At 66.4% G+C, this 16736-nt stretch carries 12 protein-coding genes; 7 read left to right on the forward strand and 5 right to left on the reverse strand.

Features of this window, described 5'->3' with window-relative positions:
- Positions 1–4: 4 nt before the first annotated feature.
- Positions 5–952: a LysR family transcriptional regulator gene (locus WJ542_RS20555; RefSeq protein WP_411191295.1), complete on the reverse strand. Its 948-nt coding sequence runs from the start codon at positions 950–952 to the stop codon at positions 5–7.
- Between the two features lie 247 nt (positions 953–1199).
- Here WJ542_RS20555 and WJ542_RS20560 point away from each other — a divergent pair, with 247 nt between their 5' ends.
- The 6 genes from WJ542_RS20560 to WJ542_RS20585 all read left to right on the forward strand — a co-directional run bounded on the left by WJ542_RS20560 (position 1200) and on the right by WJ542_RS20585 (position 9447).
- Positions 1200–3245, forward strand: coding sequence for a hydantoinase/oxoprolinase family protein (locus tag WJ542_RS20560; protein ID WP_411191296.1), 2046 nt, complete (start codon positions 1200–1202; stop codon positions 3243–3245).
- A gap of 3 nt (positions 3246–3248) precedes the next feature.
- On the forward strand, positions 3249–5003 hold the full coding sequence (locus tag WJ542_RS20565) for a hydantoinase B/oxoprolinase family protein (RefSeq protein WP_411191297.1): 1755 nt from the start codon (positions 3249–3251) through the stop codon (positions 5001–5003).
- Between the two features lie 14 nt (positions 5004–5017).
- Positions 5018–6169, forward strand: a complete 1152-nt coding sequence (locus tag WJ542_RS20570; RefSeq protein WP_411186714.1) for a CaiB/BaiF CoA transferase family protein — start codon at positions 5018–5020, stop codon at positions 6167–6169.
- Positions 6166–6981 (forward strand): enoyl-CoA hydratase-related protein, encoded by an 816-nt coding sequence (locus WJ542_RS20575; RefSeq protein WP_027796644.1) that lies wholly within the window; start codon positions 6166–6168, stop codon positions 6979–6981. Before WJ542_RS20570 ends, WJ542_RS20575 begins: the two co-directional genes overlap by 4 nt.
- 87 nt (positions 6982–7068) lie before the next feature.
- The gene (locus WJ542_RS20580; protein ID WP_411186718.1) at positions 7069–8442 is read left to right on the forward strand and encodes an MFS transporter; all 1374 of its coding nucleotides are present in this window, start codon (positions 7069–7071) and stop codon (positions 8440–8442) included.
- A 54-nt stretch (positions 8443–8496) separates the two neighbouring features.
- The gene (locus tag WJ542_RS20585) at positions 8497–9447 is read left to right on the forward strand and encodes a hydroxymethylglutaryl-CoA lyase (RefSeq protein WP_411186720.1); all 951 of its coding nucleotides are present in this window, start codon (positions 8497–8499) and stop codon (positions 9445–9447) included.
- Between the two features lie 212 nt (positions 9448–9659).
- Here the strand turns inward: WJ542_RS20585 and WJ542_RS20590 are convergent, their stop codons facing one another.
- Complete coding sequence (locus tag WJ542_RS20590) at positions 9660–10439, reverse strand: alpha/beta fold hydrolase (protein ID WP_411191298.1); 780 nt, start codon at positions 10437–10439, stop codon at positions 9660–9662.
- Between the two features lie 528 nt (positions 10440–10967).
- Between WJ542_RS20590 and WJ542_RS20595 the strand changes: the two genes are divergently transcribed.
- Positions 10968–11636, forward strand: coding sequence for a cation efflux transmembrane domain-containing protein (locus WJ542_RS20595; RefSeq protein WP_411191299.1), 669 nt, complete (start codon positions 10968–10970; stop codon positions 11634–11636).
- Between the two features lie 14 nt (positions 11637–11650).
- Here the strand turns inward: WJ542_RS20595 and WJ542_RS20600 are convergent, their stop codons facing one another.
- Genes WJ542_RS20600 through WJ542_RS20610 form a run of 3 tightly spaced genes read right to left on the reverse strand, consistent with a single transcriptional unit; the run spans position 11651 to position 16715 of the window.
- Complete coding sequence (locus tag WJ542_RS20600; protein WP_411191301.1) at positions 11651–14113, reverse strand: penicillin acylase family protein; 2463 nt, start codon at positions 14111–14113, stop codon at positions 11651–11653.
- Between the two features lie 41 nt (positions 14114–14154).
- A complete protein-coding gene (locus WJ542_RS20605; RefSeq protein WP_411191302.1) occupies positions 14155–15042 on the reverse strand; it encodes an ATP-binding cassette domain-containing protein in 888 nt (295 codons plus the stop codon).
- An 8-nt stretch (positions 15043–15050) separates the two neighbouring features.
- On the reverse strand, positions 15051–16715 hold the full coding sequence (locus tag WJ542_RS20610; protein WP_411191303.1) for a cyclic peptide export ABC transporter: 1665 nt from the start codon (positions 16713–16715) through the stop codon (positions 15051–15053).
- Between the last annotated feature and the right edge of the window lie 21 nt (positions 16716–16736).

The raw sequence follows: 16736 nt of genomic DNA on the forward strand, positions 1-16736 counted from the left end.
TGGGTCAGAGATGGCCGGTATCGCCGTCCCGCTTCATCTTGCATAGATCGATGAACCGCTGCACGGGCTGCGATAAGGTCGCGCCTCGCCGTGTCGCGATGCCATAAGGCGCACCGCGTCGCTCGATCTGCAACGGCAGGATCCCAACAAGGCCGAACTCCGCAAAGTATTGCGCGACCTTGAGCGGCATCAGACCGACTGTGCCGGCTCCTGACCGTAGCAGCGAGACGGTTGCGAAGGTCGACGAAGTCTCGATCGCATAACGAGGAAACGGTAGTTGCGCATCGTCGAAGAGTTGCTCGAGCAGCGAGCGCATCGGCAGCGTTGCCTGCGGAACGATCCAGGGGTTGTCCGCGAGATCGGCGAGCTTCGTCGGTGGCTTACGCATGAGCGGATCCCGACCTTCAACGATGAGACAGACCTCTTCGATTTCGAGCGGTACGAAATCATAGGCGTCCGGATGCACGCTAACGCTCGGCCTCCCGATCACCAGATCGAGCAAACGCTGATCGAGCATCGACAGAAGCCTCGCGCTGTTGTCCTCCCACACCTCGACGGAAACGTCGGGCTGCACCTCGCGCAGGCTCTTGAGGACCGGCGTGAGCCACACCGGCATCGACCCCATCACGGCGCCGATCGCCAGCGTGCCGCCGCCGCCGCGCATGATCGCGGCGAGTTCGTCGCGCAAGGCGCTGATCTCCGAACGCAGCGCCCGCGCGTGACGGATCACACAGCGCCCCAGTTCGTTCGCTACGATCCCGCGCGGCGAGCGCGAGAAAAGTTCGGCACCGAACAGCGCTTCGATTTCACGCAACGACTTCGTCGTCGCGGGTTGCGACAGCGACACCTGTTGCGCCGCCTTGCGCAGCGAACCGTGATCGTCGAGGGCGATCAGCAGCGCGATGTGGTTCCCCCGTAGTCTTCTCAGAATCGCATCGATACTGGTTATCACCGATATAACTCCAGCGTCTCACCTGATCCGAAGGTTTCATTATCTGCGCGCCTGGGCCCACATCTACACTCGACGTGTCGTACCCGCCATGCCTACGGCGCGGTCATGACCCGAAGCGCGCGTCGATCATAGCCAAAACCGCGTGATCGTGTCCGTCGCGGCACATCGGTAGCCGGGCGCGAATGTTCGCCCGGCGTATCCAACGCGTATGACATGCGCTGACATCCCGAACATGGAGACAGGCTAATTGAAAAGAATCGGTATCAACGTCGGCGGCACGTTCACCGACGTCGTGATGGTGGATGACGAAACCGGCCGCATCTGGTCGACCAAAGTGCCGACCACCCCGCAGGACCGGGTGATCGGCACGATCGAAGGCTTCAGCCGGATCGTCCAGCTTTCCGGCACGCACGCCGCAGAGGTGGGGTTTCTCGGTCACGGCACGACGATGGCGACCAACATGGTTGTCGAGGGCACGGGCGCGAAGACGGCGCTCGTCACCACGCGCGGCTTTCGCGACATCCTGGAGCTGCGGCGCGTATCGCGCCACGATCGCGCCGACCTCTACGACCTGCTGTTCGACAATCCTCGACCGCTCGTCGAGCGCCGCTGGCGGCTCGAGATAACCGAGCGCATGCGTCATGACGGCGTGGCAGAGACTGCGCCCGAGCAGGCGGAAATCGCGCGCATCGCCGCGCAGATCCGCGACTCCGACGTCGAAGCCGTGGCGGTGTGCCTGTTGCACGCGCACGTGAACCCGCGACACGAGCGCGAAGTCGCGGACGCATTGCGCCGACTGCTGCCGGACCGCTTCATTTGCGCGTCGCACGAAGTCAACCCGGAAGCGATGGAGTACGAGCGCACCAGTTCCACCGTGATCAATGCGATGCTGGGCCCGGTGTGCGGCCGCTATATCGGCCGCCTCGTGGAGGCGCTGGCGCAACGCGGCTTTGCGGGCAAGTTCCTGTTCATGCAGTCCAACGGCGGTCTGGCCAGTCCCGCGATGGTCGCGGACCGGCCGATCGTACTGCTCGAATCCGGTCCCGCCGGCGGCGTGAGCGCGGCGATCCGCAACTGCGAGAAGAGCCAGTTGCGCAATGCGATTCTCGGCGACATGGGCGGCACGACCTTCGATGTCTCGCTGATCCGAGAATTCCGACCGGAGTTGCGCAACAAGAGCTTGCTGCACACCTATACGGTGCGTTCGCCGAGCATCGATATCGACTCGGTGGGCGCGGGCGGCGGCTCGATCGTCTGGATCGATGCGGGCGGCGGCGTGCGCATCGGGCCGGAGAGCGCGGGCGCCGACCCCGGACCCGCGTGCTATGGCCGGGGCGGTACGCGGCCGACGGTCACCGACTGCAATCTCGTGCTCGGCTATATCGACCCGGATAACTTCCTCGGCGGCGAATTCCGTCTCGATGCGAAGGCCGCATGGCGGGTCGTCGAGGAATCGATCGCGAAGCCGCTCGGCCTCTCCGTGCCCGATGCGGCCCAGGTGGTGCGTTCGGTCGCGAATGCGCTGATGGCGCAGGCGATCCGCATCATGACCGTCGAGCGCGGCTACGACCCGCGCGAGTTCTCCTATATCTGTTATGGCGGCGCGGGGCCCGTGCACGCGGTCGATCTCGCGCAGGAAATGGGCATCCGCCGCGTCGTGATTCCACCGCTGCCGGGGCTGTTCAGCGCGTTCGGCATGACGGTCGCGGATCAGCAGTACGACTACCAGAGTCCGCTCGAAACCGATCTCGCGAACATCGACGACGCGACCCTGGCGCAGGCGCTGGACGACCTGCTGGAACAGGGCAACGACGAGCTGCGGCGTCATGGTGCCGAACTGGGCAACGTCAAGGTCGTGCGTCTCGCGGACTGCCGCTACGCGGGGCAGCCCGACGTGATCACGATCGAGGTGCAGGACGCGCGCGACGGTTGCCGCGCGGCACTCGCCACGGCCTTCGAGGCGGCGCACCGCCGGCAATGGAATTTCATCAGCGAGGACAAGCCGATCATCGTCGCCAACGTGCGTCTCCAACTGATAGCGACGACCGGCTGGCGCGGCGGCGTCGCCGGCACCGACGCTCTCGATACGCCGAAATCTTCCCATACGCGCACCGTGTACATCGACGGCAGCATGCGCACGCTGCCGGTCTTCGCCCGCACCGCCATTCCGGTCGGCGCAGCGATCGAAGGGCCGGCCGTGATCGAAGAACATAGCAGTTGCGCGGTGCTAAAGGATTCGCACATCGCGCGCGTCGACTCCGACCTGAACCTCGTCATCGAACTGGCGGCCTGAGTTATGGACATCGTTACCTACGAAATCATTCGCAGCAGTCTCTTCGCGATCGCGCGGGAAATGAAGATCGCCATGATGCGCACCGCGGGCAGCCCATTGATGCATGCCAGCGGCGACTCGTCGGCCGCGATCTTCGATGCCGACATGCAGCTCATCGCACAGGGCAACGACATCCCGACCATGCTCGGCTCCGCGGTCATCTCGACGCGCGTCTCGGTCGAGGCAGTCGGCCGGGAGAACCTGCGCCCCGGCGACGTGATCGTCAGCAACGACGCTTACGTGGGCGGAGGCAATCACCAACCCGACGTGCAGTTCACCCGGCCGGTGTTCGTCGACGGCCAGATTGTCGCCTTCGTGATGACGCGCGGCCACTGGACCGACATCGGCGGGCAGTCGCCCGGCAGCTATACCGTCACCACCTGGGACGTGTTCGCGGAAGGCATCCGCATCCCGCCGGTGCTGCTCTATCGCAACGACGAGCCGGTGCGCGACATGCTCGAACTGTTGACACGCAACAGCCGCAACGCCCACGAGCTGCGGCTCGACATCCAGGCGCAGTATGCCGGCACGTATGTCGGTGACCGGCGCATTGCGGATCTCGTCGCGAAGCACGGCGCACAAGCGCTGCGCGACGTGATGAGCCAGAGCCTGGATCATTCGGAGAAGCTGATCCGCGCGGAAATCGCCCGCATTCCGGACGGCATCTACGAGGCCGAAGAGTATCTCGATCCGATCGAGGCACCGGGCTGGAAGCAGGAGCGGCCGCTGCTGAAGGTGAAGATCACCGTCGAGGGCGACCACATCACCTTCGATTACACCGGCACCGGTGCGCAGGTGCGCGGCGGCATCAACTGCCCGTTGTCCGTCACCTGCAACAGCACGTGGTTCACAGTGAAAGCGCTGACCGATCCGGGCATCCCGATCAATCAGGGCTGCTATCGGCCCGTGACAATCATCGCGCCCGAAGGCAGCGTGCTCAACTGCCGCTATCCGGCTTCGGTCGTGTCCGGCAACACCGAGACCTCGCCGCGCGTAATCGACCTGCTGCTGAAGGCACTCGCCCCCGCGGTGCCCGAGCGCATCACCGGGCAAAGCAATTGCGCGTCGTGCGCCGGTATCTTCAGTGGCCGCGACACCGATGCGCGACGTGTCGAAGCGACCGGGCAGGAGTTCGTGACGATGCACGACGTGCACGCGGGCGGGATGGGCGCGCGAGCCGACAAGGACGGCGTGAGCGGCATCCGCGTATATGTCGGCAACGCCGGCAGCCAGTCGATCGAGATGATCGAGCGGACCTCGCCGTTGCTCGTCGAGGAGTGGTCGCTCGTCACCGACAGCGGCGGCGCAGGACGGCGACGGGGCGGCCTGACCTCTCGCCGCGTGTACCGCATCGAATATGACGAAGCGACCTTCACCGTATCGGGCGAACGTGGCCGCTCGGCGCCCGAAGGCCAGTTGGGCGGACTGCCGGGCTCACGCTTTCTGTGCAGCGTGCGCCGTGCTGACGGCAGCGAGCAGAGCGTCGCCGCCAAGGGCGGCCAGACCGTCGTGTATCGCGGCGACCGGGTCGTCGTGCAGCCGGCCGGCAGCGGCGGCTATGGCGATCCGCGCAAGCGCGAGCCGGAGCGGGTGGCGGCGGACGTCGTCGACGGCTACGTCAGCGAGGATGCCGCGCGACGCCTGTACGGTCACGGCGCGCACGAGGTCGCCGGGCACGAAGCGCCCGCCGATGCTGCTATCGCGCTGGCAGCCGAATGAACGGAAACGAACCGATGACGAACCCTCTACCGCTCGATGGCGTGTGCGTCGTCGAGATCGGCCACAGTCTGGCGGCACCCTATGCCGGCATGATCCTGGGATCGCTCGGCGCCGACGTGATCAAGATCGAGAGCACCGGCGGCGGCGACTATGCGCGCGACTGGGGGCCCCCCTTCATCGACGGCGCTGCTGCGCTGTTCCATGCAGTCAATCACGGCAAGTCGAGCATCGCGATGTCGTTGTCGAATCCCGAGGAGGCGGCGCTGCTGCGCGAGCTGATAGAGCGACGGGCCGACGTCGTGCTGCAGAACCTGAAGGCGGGTGGCGTCGACAAATACGGACTCGGCGCGCAACGGATGCGCGAGTTGAAGCCGTCGCTCGTCTATTGCGATCTCGGCGCATTCGGCACAAGCGGCCCGTGGCGAGAGAAGCCGGGCTACGATCCGCTCGCCCAGGCGCTGGCCGGACTGATGAGTTTCCTCGGCACCCCGGGCGAGCCTTTGAGCCGCATTCCGGTCTCGGTGAACGACATGGGTACCGGGCTGTGGGCTGCGATCGGCGTACTGGCCGCGCTGTTCAGGCGGCAGGCGACCGGCGTCGGCGAAACCGTGTCCGTGTCGCTCTACGAAACCGCGCTGAGCTGGGCCGGCATGCAGATCGCCGACTATCTCGCGTCCGGCGAGCTGCCCGGCCGCTGGGGCTCGGGGACCGCCGCGATCGTGCCGCATCAGGCGTTCGCCTGCGCGGACAGCACGATCATGGTGGCCGCGGGCAACGACCGGCTGTTCCGGCGCCTGTGCGAGGTCCTCGAATTGCGCGCGCTTGCGGACGACCCCCGCTTCGCGACCAACGGCGCGCGCGTGGCAAATCGCGTCGCGCTGATCGAACGGCTGCAGGATGCGTTCGGACAACGCGACAGCGCAAGCTGGCTCGCCGTGCTGGATCAGGCCGGCATCCCGTGCGGACCGATCCAGACCATCGATCAGGTGGTCGCGCACCCGCAAACCCAGGCGCTCGACATCCTGCGCACGACGGAAGACCACGCCGCCAGCTTCGTCGGCCTGCCGGTGTCGTTCGGCGGCGTGCGGCCGGCACGCGCCGGCCGCACGCCGAAGCTCGGCGAACACAATCATCTGCTGACGAAAGCCCCTCTGGAGACATCTTGAAGCTCGCAACCTGTCTGGATTCTGCCCCGCTCACCACACTGCAACTCGAAGAGATCGATGGACAGATTCTCGTCGTCACGCTGAATCGACCCGACGTCTCGAATGCGATCAGCACGACCACCGGCCACGAACTGATCCGTGTGTTCGGCTCGCTCGAAGCAGAGCCGTCCGCTTATCGCTGCGTGATTCTCACCGGCGCGGGCCAGCGCGCTTTCTGCGGCGGCGCCGATCTCAAGCAGCGCGAAGGCATGACCGACGAGCAGTTCGGCGAGCAGCACTACCTGTTCGAGCGAATGAATCGCGCGCTCACCTTCTGCCCGGTCCCGTTGATTTGCGCAGCCAACGGCTCGGCCGTCGCGGGTGGACTCGAATTGCTGCTGGCCTGCGATTTCGCGTATGCGTCGAAGCAGGCGGTATTCGGCTTTACCGAGGTGAAGCGCGGCATCATGCCAGGCGGCGGCGGCACCCAGCAGTTGCCCCGCACGATCGGCGTGCGCCGCGCCAAGGAATTGATTTTCCGCGGCGCCCGCTTCAGCGCCGAGGAAGCGCTCGCGTGGGGCGTCGTCAACCGGCTGTGCGAACCGGGGCGAGTGCTCGCCGATGCGATCGAGGCGGCACGCGACATCTGCAACAGCGCGCCGTTGTCGGTCAGCCAGGCGAAGAAAGCGATCGACCTCGGCATGCAGGGCGATCTGCGTACTGGGCTCTACGTGGAAATCGAAGCATATAACCGCCTGATCCCGACCGCCGACCGGCTGGAAGGAATCAGCGCGTATAACGAAAAGCGTCAACCGGTATTCAAGGGCCGTTAGCGCGGCGGTCTTCGCAATCCGCGCAGCACAGGACCGGCAGGCACGAACCTGCCGGCTTGACCACCGGCATACCCGGAGGAGACAGGCATGACACCCACGACCGGCAGTTCGCAACACGCTCACGGGGACCAGACCTACGGCAAGATTACCCGACGTCTGATCCCGTTTCTGTTCCTGTGCTATGTCTTCGCGTTTCTCGACCGGATCAACATCGGCATCGCGCAACTCGACATGAAGCACGATGTCGGCTTCAACGATCTCACCTACAGCATCGGCGCCGGCATCTTCTTCCTCGGCTACGTGCTGATGGAAGTGCCGAGCAATCTATTGCTCGCGCGCATCGGCGTGAAGCGCACGTTCTCGCGGATCATGATCCTGTGGGGCATCGTCGCCGCGGCGACCGCCTTCGTGAAGCTGCCGGCTCACCTCTACGCGGTGCGATTCCTGCTCGGACTCGCGGAAGCCGGCCTGTACCCGGGGGTGATCTTCTATCTGACGCGCTGGTACCCCGTCGAGCGGCGCGCCAAGGTCATCGCACTCTTTACGTGCGCGACCGGCATTGCGGGGCTGTTCGGCGGTCCGCTGTCCGGCGCGTTGATGACGTATGCCAATGGTTCGTTCGGACTGCACGGCTGGCAATGGATGTTCATTGCGCAGGGGCTGCCCGCGAGCGTGCTCGGCATCGTCGCGTTCTTCTATCTGGATGACGGTCCGCAGCAGGCGGCGTGGCTGAACGACAGCGAAAAGGCGGTAGTGCTGAACGATCTGCAGCGCAGTTCGAGCGTCAGCGCCACGCATGCGGAACACACCTTCGGCCGTGCACTCGTCGACTTTCGCGTGTACGTGATGGGCTTCGTCTGGTTCACGCAGATCGCGGGCGTGTTCGCAATCGGCTTCTGGCTGCCGACATTGATCAAGGAATCGGGCGTCAACAGCCCGTTGTATGTCGGGTGCTACTCGGCGATCCCGTACTTCGTGAGCTGGGTCGCACTCGTGATGCTCAACCGCAATTCCGACCGCACGATGGAGCGCCGCTGGCACTGCGCGATTGCAATGCTGTTCGGCGCCGCCGGCCTCGTGGCGGCGGGCTTTACCGGCGGCAATCTGGCGCTGTCGCTGGTAGCGTTGTCGATCGCGACAGCCGGCATTCTCGCGCCCAATCCGCTGATCTGGGCCATCTCCACCGATTACATCCGCGGCAGCGGCGCGGCCGGCGGCGTGGCGATCGTTAACTGCATCGGACTGCTCGGCGGCTTCTTCAGCCCGATGATCATCGGCTCGATCAAGACGCTGACGCACAGCATGTCCGGCGGCCTCGCCGCCATCGCCGTGCTGATGACGCTCGGCGCTGTCGCGGCGATCGTCTTCGCGCCGCAGACCTCGGCGGCCACCGACGCGCATCGTCAGGCGGACGAAAGCCAGCCCGAGGGTGGGCAGCCGGTGGCCGATGCGACGCCGTGAAGAACGCCATGCAGCGTGACGTCACGCAAACCCGCCTTTAAGGAGCAAAGGACCATGGATAACAGGGAAACGGCGCAGGTTCGGGAAGTCGGCCTGCGCGATGGGCTGCAGATGGTCGGCACGATCCTCAGCACCGCCCGCAAGCTGGATTGGTGCGCGCGCATGGTGGATGCCGGCGTGACCGAGATCGAAGTCACCTCGTTCGTGCCGCCGAAAGTCGTGCCGCAGTTCGCGGATGCGGTCGAGGTCGCGACAGGCGCGCTTGCCATCGACGGCCTGCATGCGGCCGCGCTGGTGCCGAATATGAAGGGTGCGCAACGTGCCTTCGACGTTGGTCTGCGCAAGGTGCACTACGTGCTCTCGGCGAGCAACGAACACAATCTGAAAAACGTGCGGCGCAGCACCACGGAATCGGTTGACGATTTCGCGCGGATCGTCGCGGAGCGCGATGCCAGCCCGCTGCCCGGGGTGCGCGACGTCGTGCTCGGCGCGGGTGTCGCGACCGCTTTTGGCTGCACGATCGCCGGCAAGGTGGACGAAGCCACCGTGCTCGGTCTCGTCGATACGTTGCTCGAAGCCGGTGCCGACGAGATCACGATCGCGGATACGGTCGGCTACGCGAATCCTGGACAGGTGCGTGCGCTGTTGCGCAAGGTCTGCGCGCTGGCGGGCACAGTGCCGGTGGCGTGCCACTTCCACGATACACGCGGGCTGGGTCTGGCCAACGTGATCGCCGCACTCGATGCCGGCGTGCGCCGCTTCGACGCGTCGCTCGGCGGTCTTGGCGGCTGTCCGTTTGCGCCTAATGCGACGGGCAACATCAATAGCGAAGACACCGTATTCCTGCTCGAATCCGAAGGGTTCGATACCGGCATCGACATCGGCCGGCTGCTGGCGATCCGGGAAACGATCGCCGCGTGGCTGCCGGGCGAGCCATTCACCGGCGCGATCGCACGGGCTGGTTTGCCGAAAACCTTCGTACCTTCGCAAGCCGTGACGGCATGAGGCTTCACCCAGGTTGGCCGTCATTCACCGGATGACATGAATCGACCTGCCGTCACCTCGCGCTATCGTGGCGTCTTTCCCGTCGTCACGCCATCCTTCACCTGTCGGGCACGTCAATGGTCATGGTGATGCCCGCCGCGCTGCTGGCCCGCGCGGCGACGGAAGTCGGCCATATCGTACTTCGAGAGCCCTGCCGGGGCCGCTGACGCCGCTCAAGCGGCCCGGCCAGCCAGCCGTTCGAGCAGATCGACGAGCAGGTCGGGGGCCAGCACCATCGCATCGTGTCCCGTGTCGAGCGTTTCCCAGCCCCAGCCGTCGCTGGCGCGAATCCGTTCGCGTACCAGCGCGAGCGTGTCGTACGACGGGTTCGCGCAATGCACATAGGTGCGCGGCAGACCGTTGCCCAACGCATGGCGCAACGTGAGCCGCGACTGATACGTCGCGAGCGGATGCGGCGTCAAACGGCGGCGCACCCACGCGGCGAGCGGATGGTCGTCGGGAATGCCAGTACCGGCAAGACCGTTCACCGGCATTCCAAGCCTTTGCCCGCTTCCCTCGACCGCCGCGAGGCGTTCGGCGACGACGCTGCCCGGCAACACGTCCATAGCCGATTCGCCGCTTTCGACCAGCAGGCTGTCAAGACACACCAGAGCACGAATGGATTCGCGCCGCCGGTCCGCAACGCCGGAGGCCACGAGGCCGCCGAAGCTATGCCCGACCAGCACCACGTCTTCCAGTTCTTCCGCCTCGAAAAGGCGTTCGATGTCGGAGATCGATACGTCGAGCGACGTCACCGCTTCCAGCAGGTGGCGCCGCTCGCCGAGCCCGGTGAGCGTCGGTGCGAAGGCACGGTGCCCTCGCGCAAGCAGGCGCTCCATCACGAACCGCCAGCACCAGCCGCCGTGCCAGGCGCCATGGACCAGAACGAACGTATACCCCTGCTGGTGCCCCGCCTGGTTGCCAGCCGATACGGTTGATGTTGCTTGATGCATGTGAGTGCCTCCATCGGCAACCCTGATATAGTGGATCTATAGCTGGCGCTTCGAACGACCACCATTAATCCTTCGCTGGCGCACCGGACTTCGTGGCAAGAAAACGCCGGTTGTCAGCACGCCTCCTGAAGACCGCAATGATGCACCCGCTCTGGTGCGAAGCGCACTATTGCTTCGGTGCCGAGGTTCGCCTCGTTCTTTGAGGTGCTCGCCGGACGGCGACACCAGCATACACTCTTGCACGTACAACTGCGCCCTCGCGTCGGACTTCTCCGCCGTAGAGCAAGCAGCAATTCGCAGGCACGATGTACCGGGTCAGCAGGAATCGAACCCGTCGCTCCGCACACTTACGCGACGTCGCCCAGACGAAGCCACGCACCGACGAGGCACAAGCTGTCCGTGCCGCGAGCTTCAGTTGGCCTGCCCGGAAGACCGACTCCCCTCTTGTGCATGACACGGTGAAGCCGGTTGTCATCGCCATGCCATCTGGCGTCCCTACCCTGCCGGAAAACAATTTCCTCGCAAGGCATGCCGTCAGCCCATTCACCCTCCGAGCAGGCTTCGCTGCGGGCCACCCGCAACACCGCCATTGCCAACACCGTCATGATGACCCTGCAGATCGCAACGGGCTGGCTGACCGGCTCGCATGCCATCGTTGCCGACGGCATTCATACGCTGGTGGATCTGGTCGTCGACGCCCTCCTCTTCCTGCCGCTACATCCGGGCCGCGGGCCGCTCGCGGCATGGCTCGCAGGCCGAGCCGCCTGGTTGCCGGCCGTTGCGGCGGCAGCGCTGCCGATCCTGGCCGGCAGCGAACTGATCTGGCACAGCCTGGCGAACGCGGAGAGTAGCGGCACCAAGGCGGCTTCCGCGCAGACCATTGCGCTTTGCGTGGCCCTACTCGTCGTCGCGACACGCGGATATGCCGCGCGCCACCTGAGCGCCGCGGCCGCCCGGATCGATGCCGTGCATGCTCGCATCGTCGACGCGCTGCGAGCCGGCGCCACGCACGCGCTGGCCGACGCGATATCGGCCGCCGCGGCGGCGGTCGGCGCGGTTGGCACGATGACAGGCATCGCACATCTGGACCGGATGGCCGCGCTGCTGATCGGCGCCATGATGCTCGGCATGGGACTCCTGCAGGAGGACGGACTCGTCAGGCGCTATTGCCGGCGCGTCCGGGCGCGCCCCGCCTGAACGACACTCGCCGGTCAGGGCGATATTTTTCCCGTCAGGCCGGAAGGCATGCCCTCCAGCGTCGTCGTCACGCGTGCCGGATCGGCGTCGATCTCGCGCTCCGTGAAGCGGAAACGTTGCCATTCGCCCCGCGCGAATTCGCGCGTCGCGTCCGCGAAATGCGGCGATGCGGGATCGTCCGATAGCGAGTGCGCGAGCATCGTGTCCGCGTCCACTCCGTCCTCGCCGAAGCTCACCACCTGGAGATAGCTGTCGCCGTGGCCGTTGCGATCCATCGCGTAGCCGCCCGGGTCGAGCGGGTGCTGCGGGCACACCACCGTGAAATAGCCCGCCTCGCCGCAACCGCCGTAGAGCGGGACACGCCCGGCGCCGCGCTGCGTGTAGAGCAGCTCGCCGCGTGCCGAGTCGGGTGCGAAACCATACCGGCGCAGCGCGCGCACGGCGTCGCCCAGCGCTTTGCGAAGCGCCGCGACGGTCTCCTCATCGTCCGTCTTCAGGCCGCGCGGCGTATCGAGCGGCGCCGCGGGATCGAACGGTATGCGGTAGAGCTGCTGCGGCGGCAACGTGCTAGCGCGCAACCAGAACTCGTCCCAGAGATTGGCGCCGCGCGCGCCGGTGCGCGCCGTGCCGTCCCAGGCTTCGAGCACGCTGCACGCCGTGGCGATATCGGCGGTGTCAGGCGCCCCCGCCGGCGTGGCACCCTTGCAGAGCGCTTCGATCAAGGGCTGCCGGAACAATGCCGCCGACATCGATCGGCTGTCGAGCACGCCCGCTTCCAGCGCGGCGCGCGTCACTCCACCCGGCGTGCGCTGCAGTTGCGCGGCCAATTCATGGCCGAGGCGCGTGCGCAGCGTCTGGACCGTGCCCGTCTCCCCCGCGACGCGGGGAAAGCCCATGAGCGGCGCCGCCGGATTCGTCAGCCAGTAGCTGCCGTTGAAATTGCCGACATAGTCCTCGCGCGCCATGCCTGGCATCTGCGCGACGGGCAGCGTGCCGCCTTGCGGGGCGCCGGGTTCGCTGCGCCAGGCGCAGGCGCTTCTCGATCCGTCGAGAAACGGCACACCCGGCGCCTTCGCGTCGAATGCGCGTCCAGGCGGCGGCGTGCACGCCGTCGCCAGCGCATCCGGTACGCCCGGCATCGCGCCGATATCCGCGAACCAGACGCGCGGATCGTTGCGGCCGATCGCGAACGTGTTGACCCACGGCGTCGCCACGAAGCGCTTCTGGATCGCGATGAAATCGTCGAGCGACTGCGCGCCGTCCCACGCGAGGAAATTTTCGAACACGCGCGTGTTGTCCGCGTTCACGTCGCGCAGCGCGAAAGCGTGCTGCGCGTTCCACGCGAGCGCGGGCGACATCGACGAGAGATCGATCAACGGACCGAAGCGCGAGCGGTACAGCGTGCGCGTGACCGGCGCGAGCGAGCCATCGGGGTTGCGTGCCTTCACGGTGAGCGACACCGCCGTCATCGCTTCGGGGCGGCCGTCGTAGAGGTAGTGCGTGGGCTCGCCGGGCACGAGCGTCAACTGGAAAATGCCGAAGCGTCGCGCCGACGACACGGTGTGCGTCCACGCAACGTTCTGGTTGAAGCCGAGCATCACGACCGGCACGCCGAGGAACGACACGCCCGCGACATCGAGCTGGCCGGGTATGGTCAACTGTGCCTCGTAGAAGCGGTCGGGGCCGCGCCAGAACCAGTGAGGATTGCCAAACAGCAGGCTCGCGCCGTCGCGCGTCTTCCCCGCACCGAACGCCAGCGCGTTGCTGCCAATGCCTTCGTGCCCGCCCACCTCCAGTTGCGCGGGCGCGAGGGCAATTGCCGGCGCTGCGTCGTTCGCCGCGCGCGGTACGGGCAAGGCCGAAGGCGCAGCCGTCGGCGGCTGCGCCTTCGCGATCGGCTCGACGAAGCGCGCGGCTCCGCCCGCGAGCGTCGCCGCGATCAGGCGGCGGTACACGTCGTCGGCGTCGACAGGCCGCAGCCAGGCCGCGTTGGCGCACGCGGCGTGCGCGCCCGGAAAGTCTCCCCGGCGCAGATCGTCCAGATAGCGGTCATAGCCCGCCGCGAAACCCTCCACGAGCGCGCGCGTGCGCGGCGTCTGCGCGGCGCGGAAGCGCGCGACGGCGTCGGCGTCGTCGACGAGGCGAAAAAAGAAGTCGGCATCGAGGTTGCGCGGCTGCCCGAACGTCGCCGCAGCAACGGGCCGCGCATCCGGGCCGAAGTAGGCAGAACGCTCGCCGCGGAACGTCACGAACGCGTCGGCAAGCGTGCAGAGGTTGTCCTGTGCCTGCACGTAGCCATAGCCGTAGCCGAGGCTGCCCCAGTCGCGCGCCAGCACGTGCGGGATGCCGTCCGCGGTACGGCGGATCTCGGCGTGGTAGGGCTCGGTGCGCACGGTGTCGGGCCGCGCGCAGCCGGCCAGCAGGACGGCCCCGGCAAAGCCGGCCGCCAGGGCGATTGCAACGGCGAATCGTTTCATCGGGAAAACCTGAAAAGCAGAAAATTTCGGCATGCCTGGATTCAATGCGCGAAGCTGATGGGCATGCCGCCATCCGGGTGCGGCACCGTGCCCATCGGGATACCGTAGATCGCGCTGAGCGTCTCGGCGCGCATCAGCTCGGCGGCGGGACCGCTCGCGAGCAGGCTGCCGCCCTTGAGCGCGATGAGGTCGTCGCAGAAGCGGCCAGCCATGTTGATGTCGTGCAGCACCACGACTACGCCGATGCCGCGCTCCTCGCAAAGGTGCCGCACGAGCGCGAGCACTTCGATCTGATGCGCGATGTCGAGCGCGGAGATCGGTTCGTCGAGCAGCAGGCAGTCGCTGTCCTGCGCGACCAGCATGGCGAGCCATACGCGCTGGCGCTCGCCGCCCGAAAGGCTGTCGACGGCGCGATCGGCAAAGCGTAGCACGTCGGTTTGCTCCATCGCTTCGAGCACTTTCTGCGCGTCGGTGCGCGAGAAGCGGCCGAGCGCGCCATGCCACGGATAGCGCCCGAGCGCGACGAGCTCGCGCACCGTCATGCCGTCGGCGGCGGGCAGTTGCTGTGGCAGATACGCGACCTTGCGCGCGAACGCGCGGCTCTCCCACTCGGCGAGCGGCCGGCCCGCGAAGCTCAGTGTGCCCGTGCTGGGCCGCTGCTGGCGCGCGAGCAGCTTCACGAGCGTCGACTTGCCCGAGCCGTTGTGGCCGATCAGGCCAACCATGCGATGCTTCGAAAGGGTTAGCGACAAGGGCTTGAGCAACGTGCGGCCACCGGCGTCGAACGACACGTTGTCGAGCGCGAACAGCGTTTCGGCGGCGGACCGCGACGCACCTGCCGGAGCGTCATCGACACGGCGCACCTGCACGGCTTGATCGACCGGCGCTTCGACGCCGAGGTCCGGCGCGACCGGAGCATTCACGTTCATGAGGCGGCTCATTGGATTGCGAGTGCGGCATGCGGCGCGCCGCTGTAGCGCGCGAGCAGGTCGTCGCCGGCGCCGGCTTCGACTAGCTGGCCGTATTCGAGCTTGATGTAGCGGTCGGCCAGATGGAAATAGCGATCGTCGTGCGTGATCACGAGCACCGTCTTGCCCTTCGCTTTCAGCTCGGGCAATAGCTCGCGGTAAAACACGTCCTTGAAGAGCGGGTCCTGGTCCGCGGCCCATTCGTCGAACACGTAGAACGGCCGGTCCTCCAGATAGGCGACGAGCAGCGCGAGCCGCTTGCGCTGGCCTTGCGAGAGTTCGAGCGTGGAAAACGCACCGTTCTGGATGCTGACCTTGTGATCGAGCTGCAGGTGCACGAGCAACTGCTGCGCCGAAGCCTCGAGCCCGTCGAAACGCAGGCCGAGCAGGCTGTCGAACAGGAAGAAGTCGCTGAACACCACGGAGAACAACTGGCGATAGCTGTCACGCCCGTCTTCGCCCACCGGCGCGCCGTTCAGCAGAATGCGGCCGCTTTCGGGCGGATACAGGCCCACCAGCATCTTCGCGAGCGTGGTCTTGCCGCTGCCATTGCCGCCGATCAGGTACACGAGTTCGCCCGGCCGGAACGTCAGGTCGATCGGCCCGAGCGTGAACACTTCGTTCTCCTTCTCGCGAAAATAGCGGTGCGTGACGCCGTCGAGCACGATGCTCTCGAAGCCCACTGCGGTCGGCGCGCCCAGCCCGCTTTCCACGGGCAGTTCGGCATTGACCTGCTCGATGCGTTCGAGCGCCACGCGCGCCGTGCCGATGTTCGGAATGGCGGAAAGCAGCGACTCGATCGGCATGATCATGTAGAGAAACACCATCGCATAGCCGGACATCACGTGCGTGTCGACCGGAAAGAGCCGCGCGACCACGAACAACGTAATGCCGATGAAGACGAACAGGATGAAGCTGCCCCAGCTCGCGGCGGCGGCGTACAGCACGTAGCCGCGCGTGCGCTGCACGCGCACCGCTTCGACGTTGGTCGAGAGCGTGTCTTCGATGAAGGCGCTGCGGCGCTGGCGGTGCAGCTTCAGTTCCTTCGCGCCGTCGAACAGCGCGCGGAAATGCCTGACGAGATCGTCCTCGCGCTGGCGCGAGGCGCGCAGGTGAAAGAGCGCGCGGCCGTTGGCCACGCGAAAGCCCGCTGCGCCAATGCCGATGGTGAGGATCGCCACGAGCAGGATCTGCCACGACAGCACGCTCAGATAGGCGAGGCAGCCCACGATCACCGCGCTTTGCATGGCGAGCGCCGGCATTCTTACGAACAGCATCACGATTGAATCGAGATCCTGCGTGAGCACGGCGAGCGAGCGCGCCGCGCCCTGCTGTTCGAGATGGCGGAACGAGGCGTCGCCGAGCCGGCGTATCGTCTGCATGCGCAGGTTGGCCTTGGCGCGCTGGCCGAGGTCCATGAAGAGCGTCTGCGAGACCGTGCGCGTGGCCAGCACGATTACGCCGAGCACGAGGAACTGCCAGCCGAGGCGTGCGAGCTGCGCGCTCGACGCGGAGAGCGCCTGGTTGATCAGCGCAACGAGCCCGGCATTGCCGAACCCGCTGACGAGACTGGCGACGAGCGCGACGAACAAGGTCCAGCGCGAATTGCGTGCGAGCTTCAAGAGCAGAGACATGTCACTCCTTGTGACGGTGCA

Source organism: Paraburkholderia yinzeri (assembly GCF_046581065.1).
Classification (GTDB): Bacteria; Pseudomonadota; Gammaproteobacteria; order Burkholderiales; family Burkholderiaceae; genus Paraburkholderia.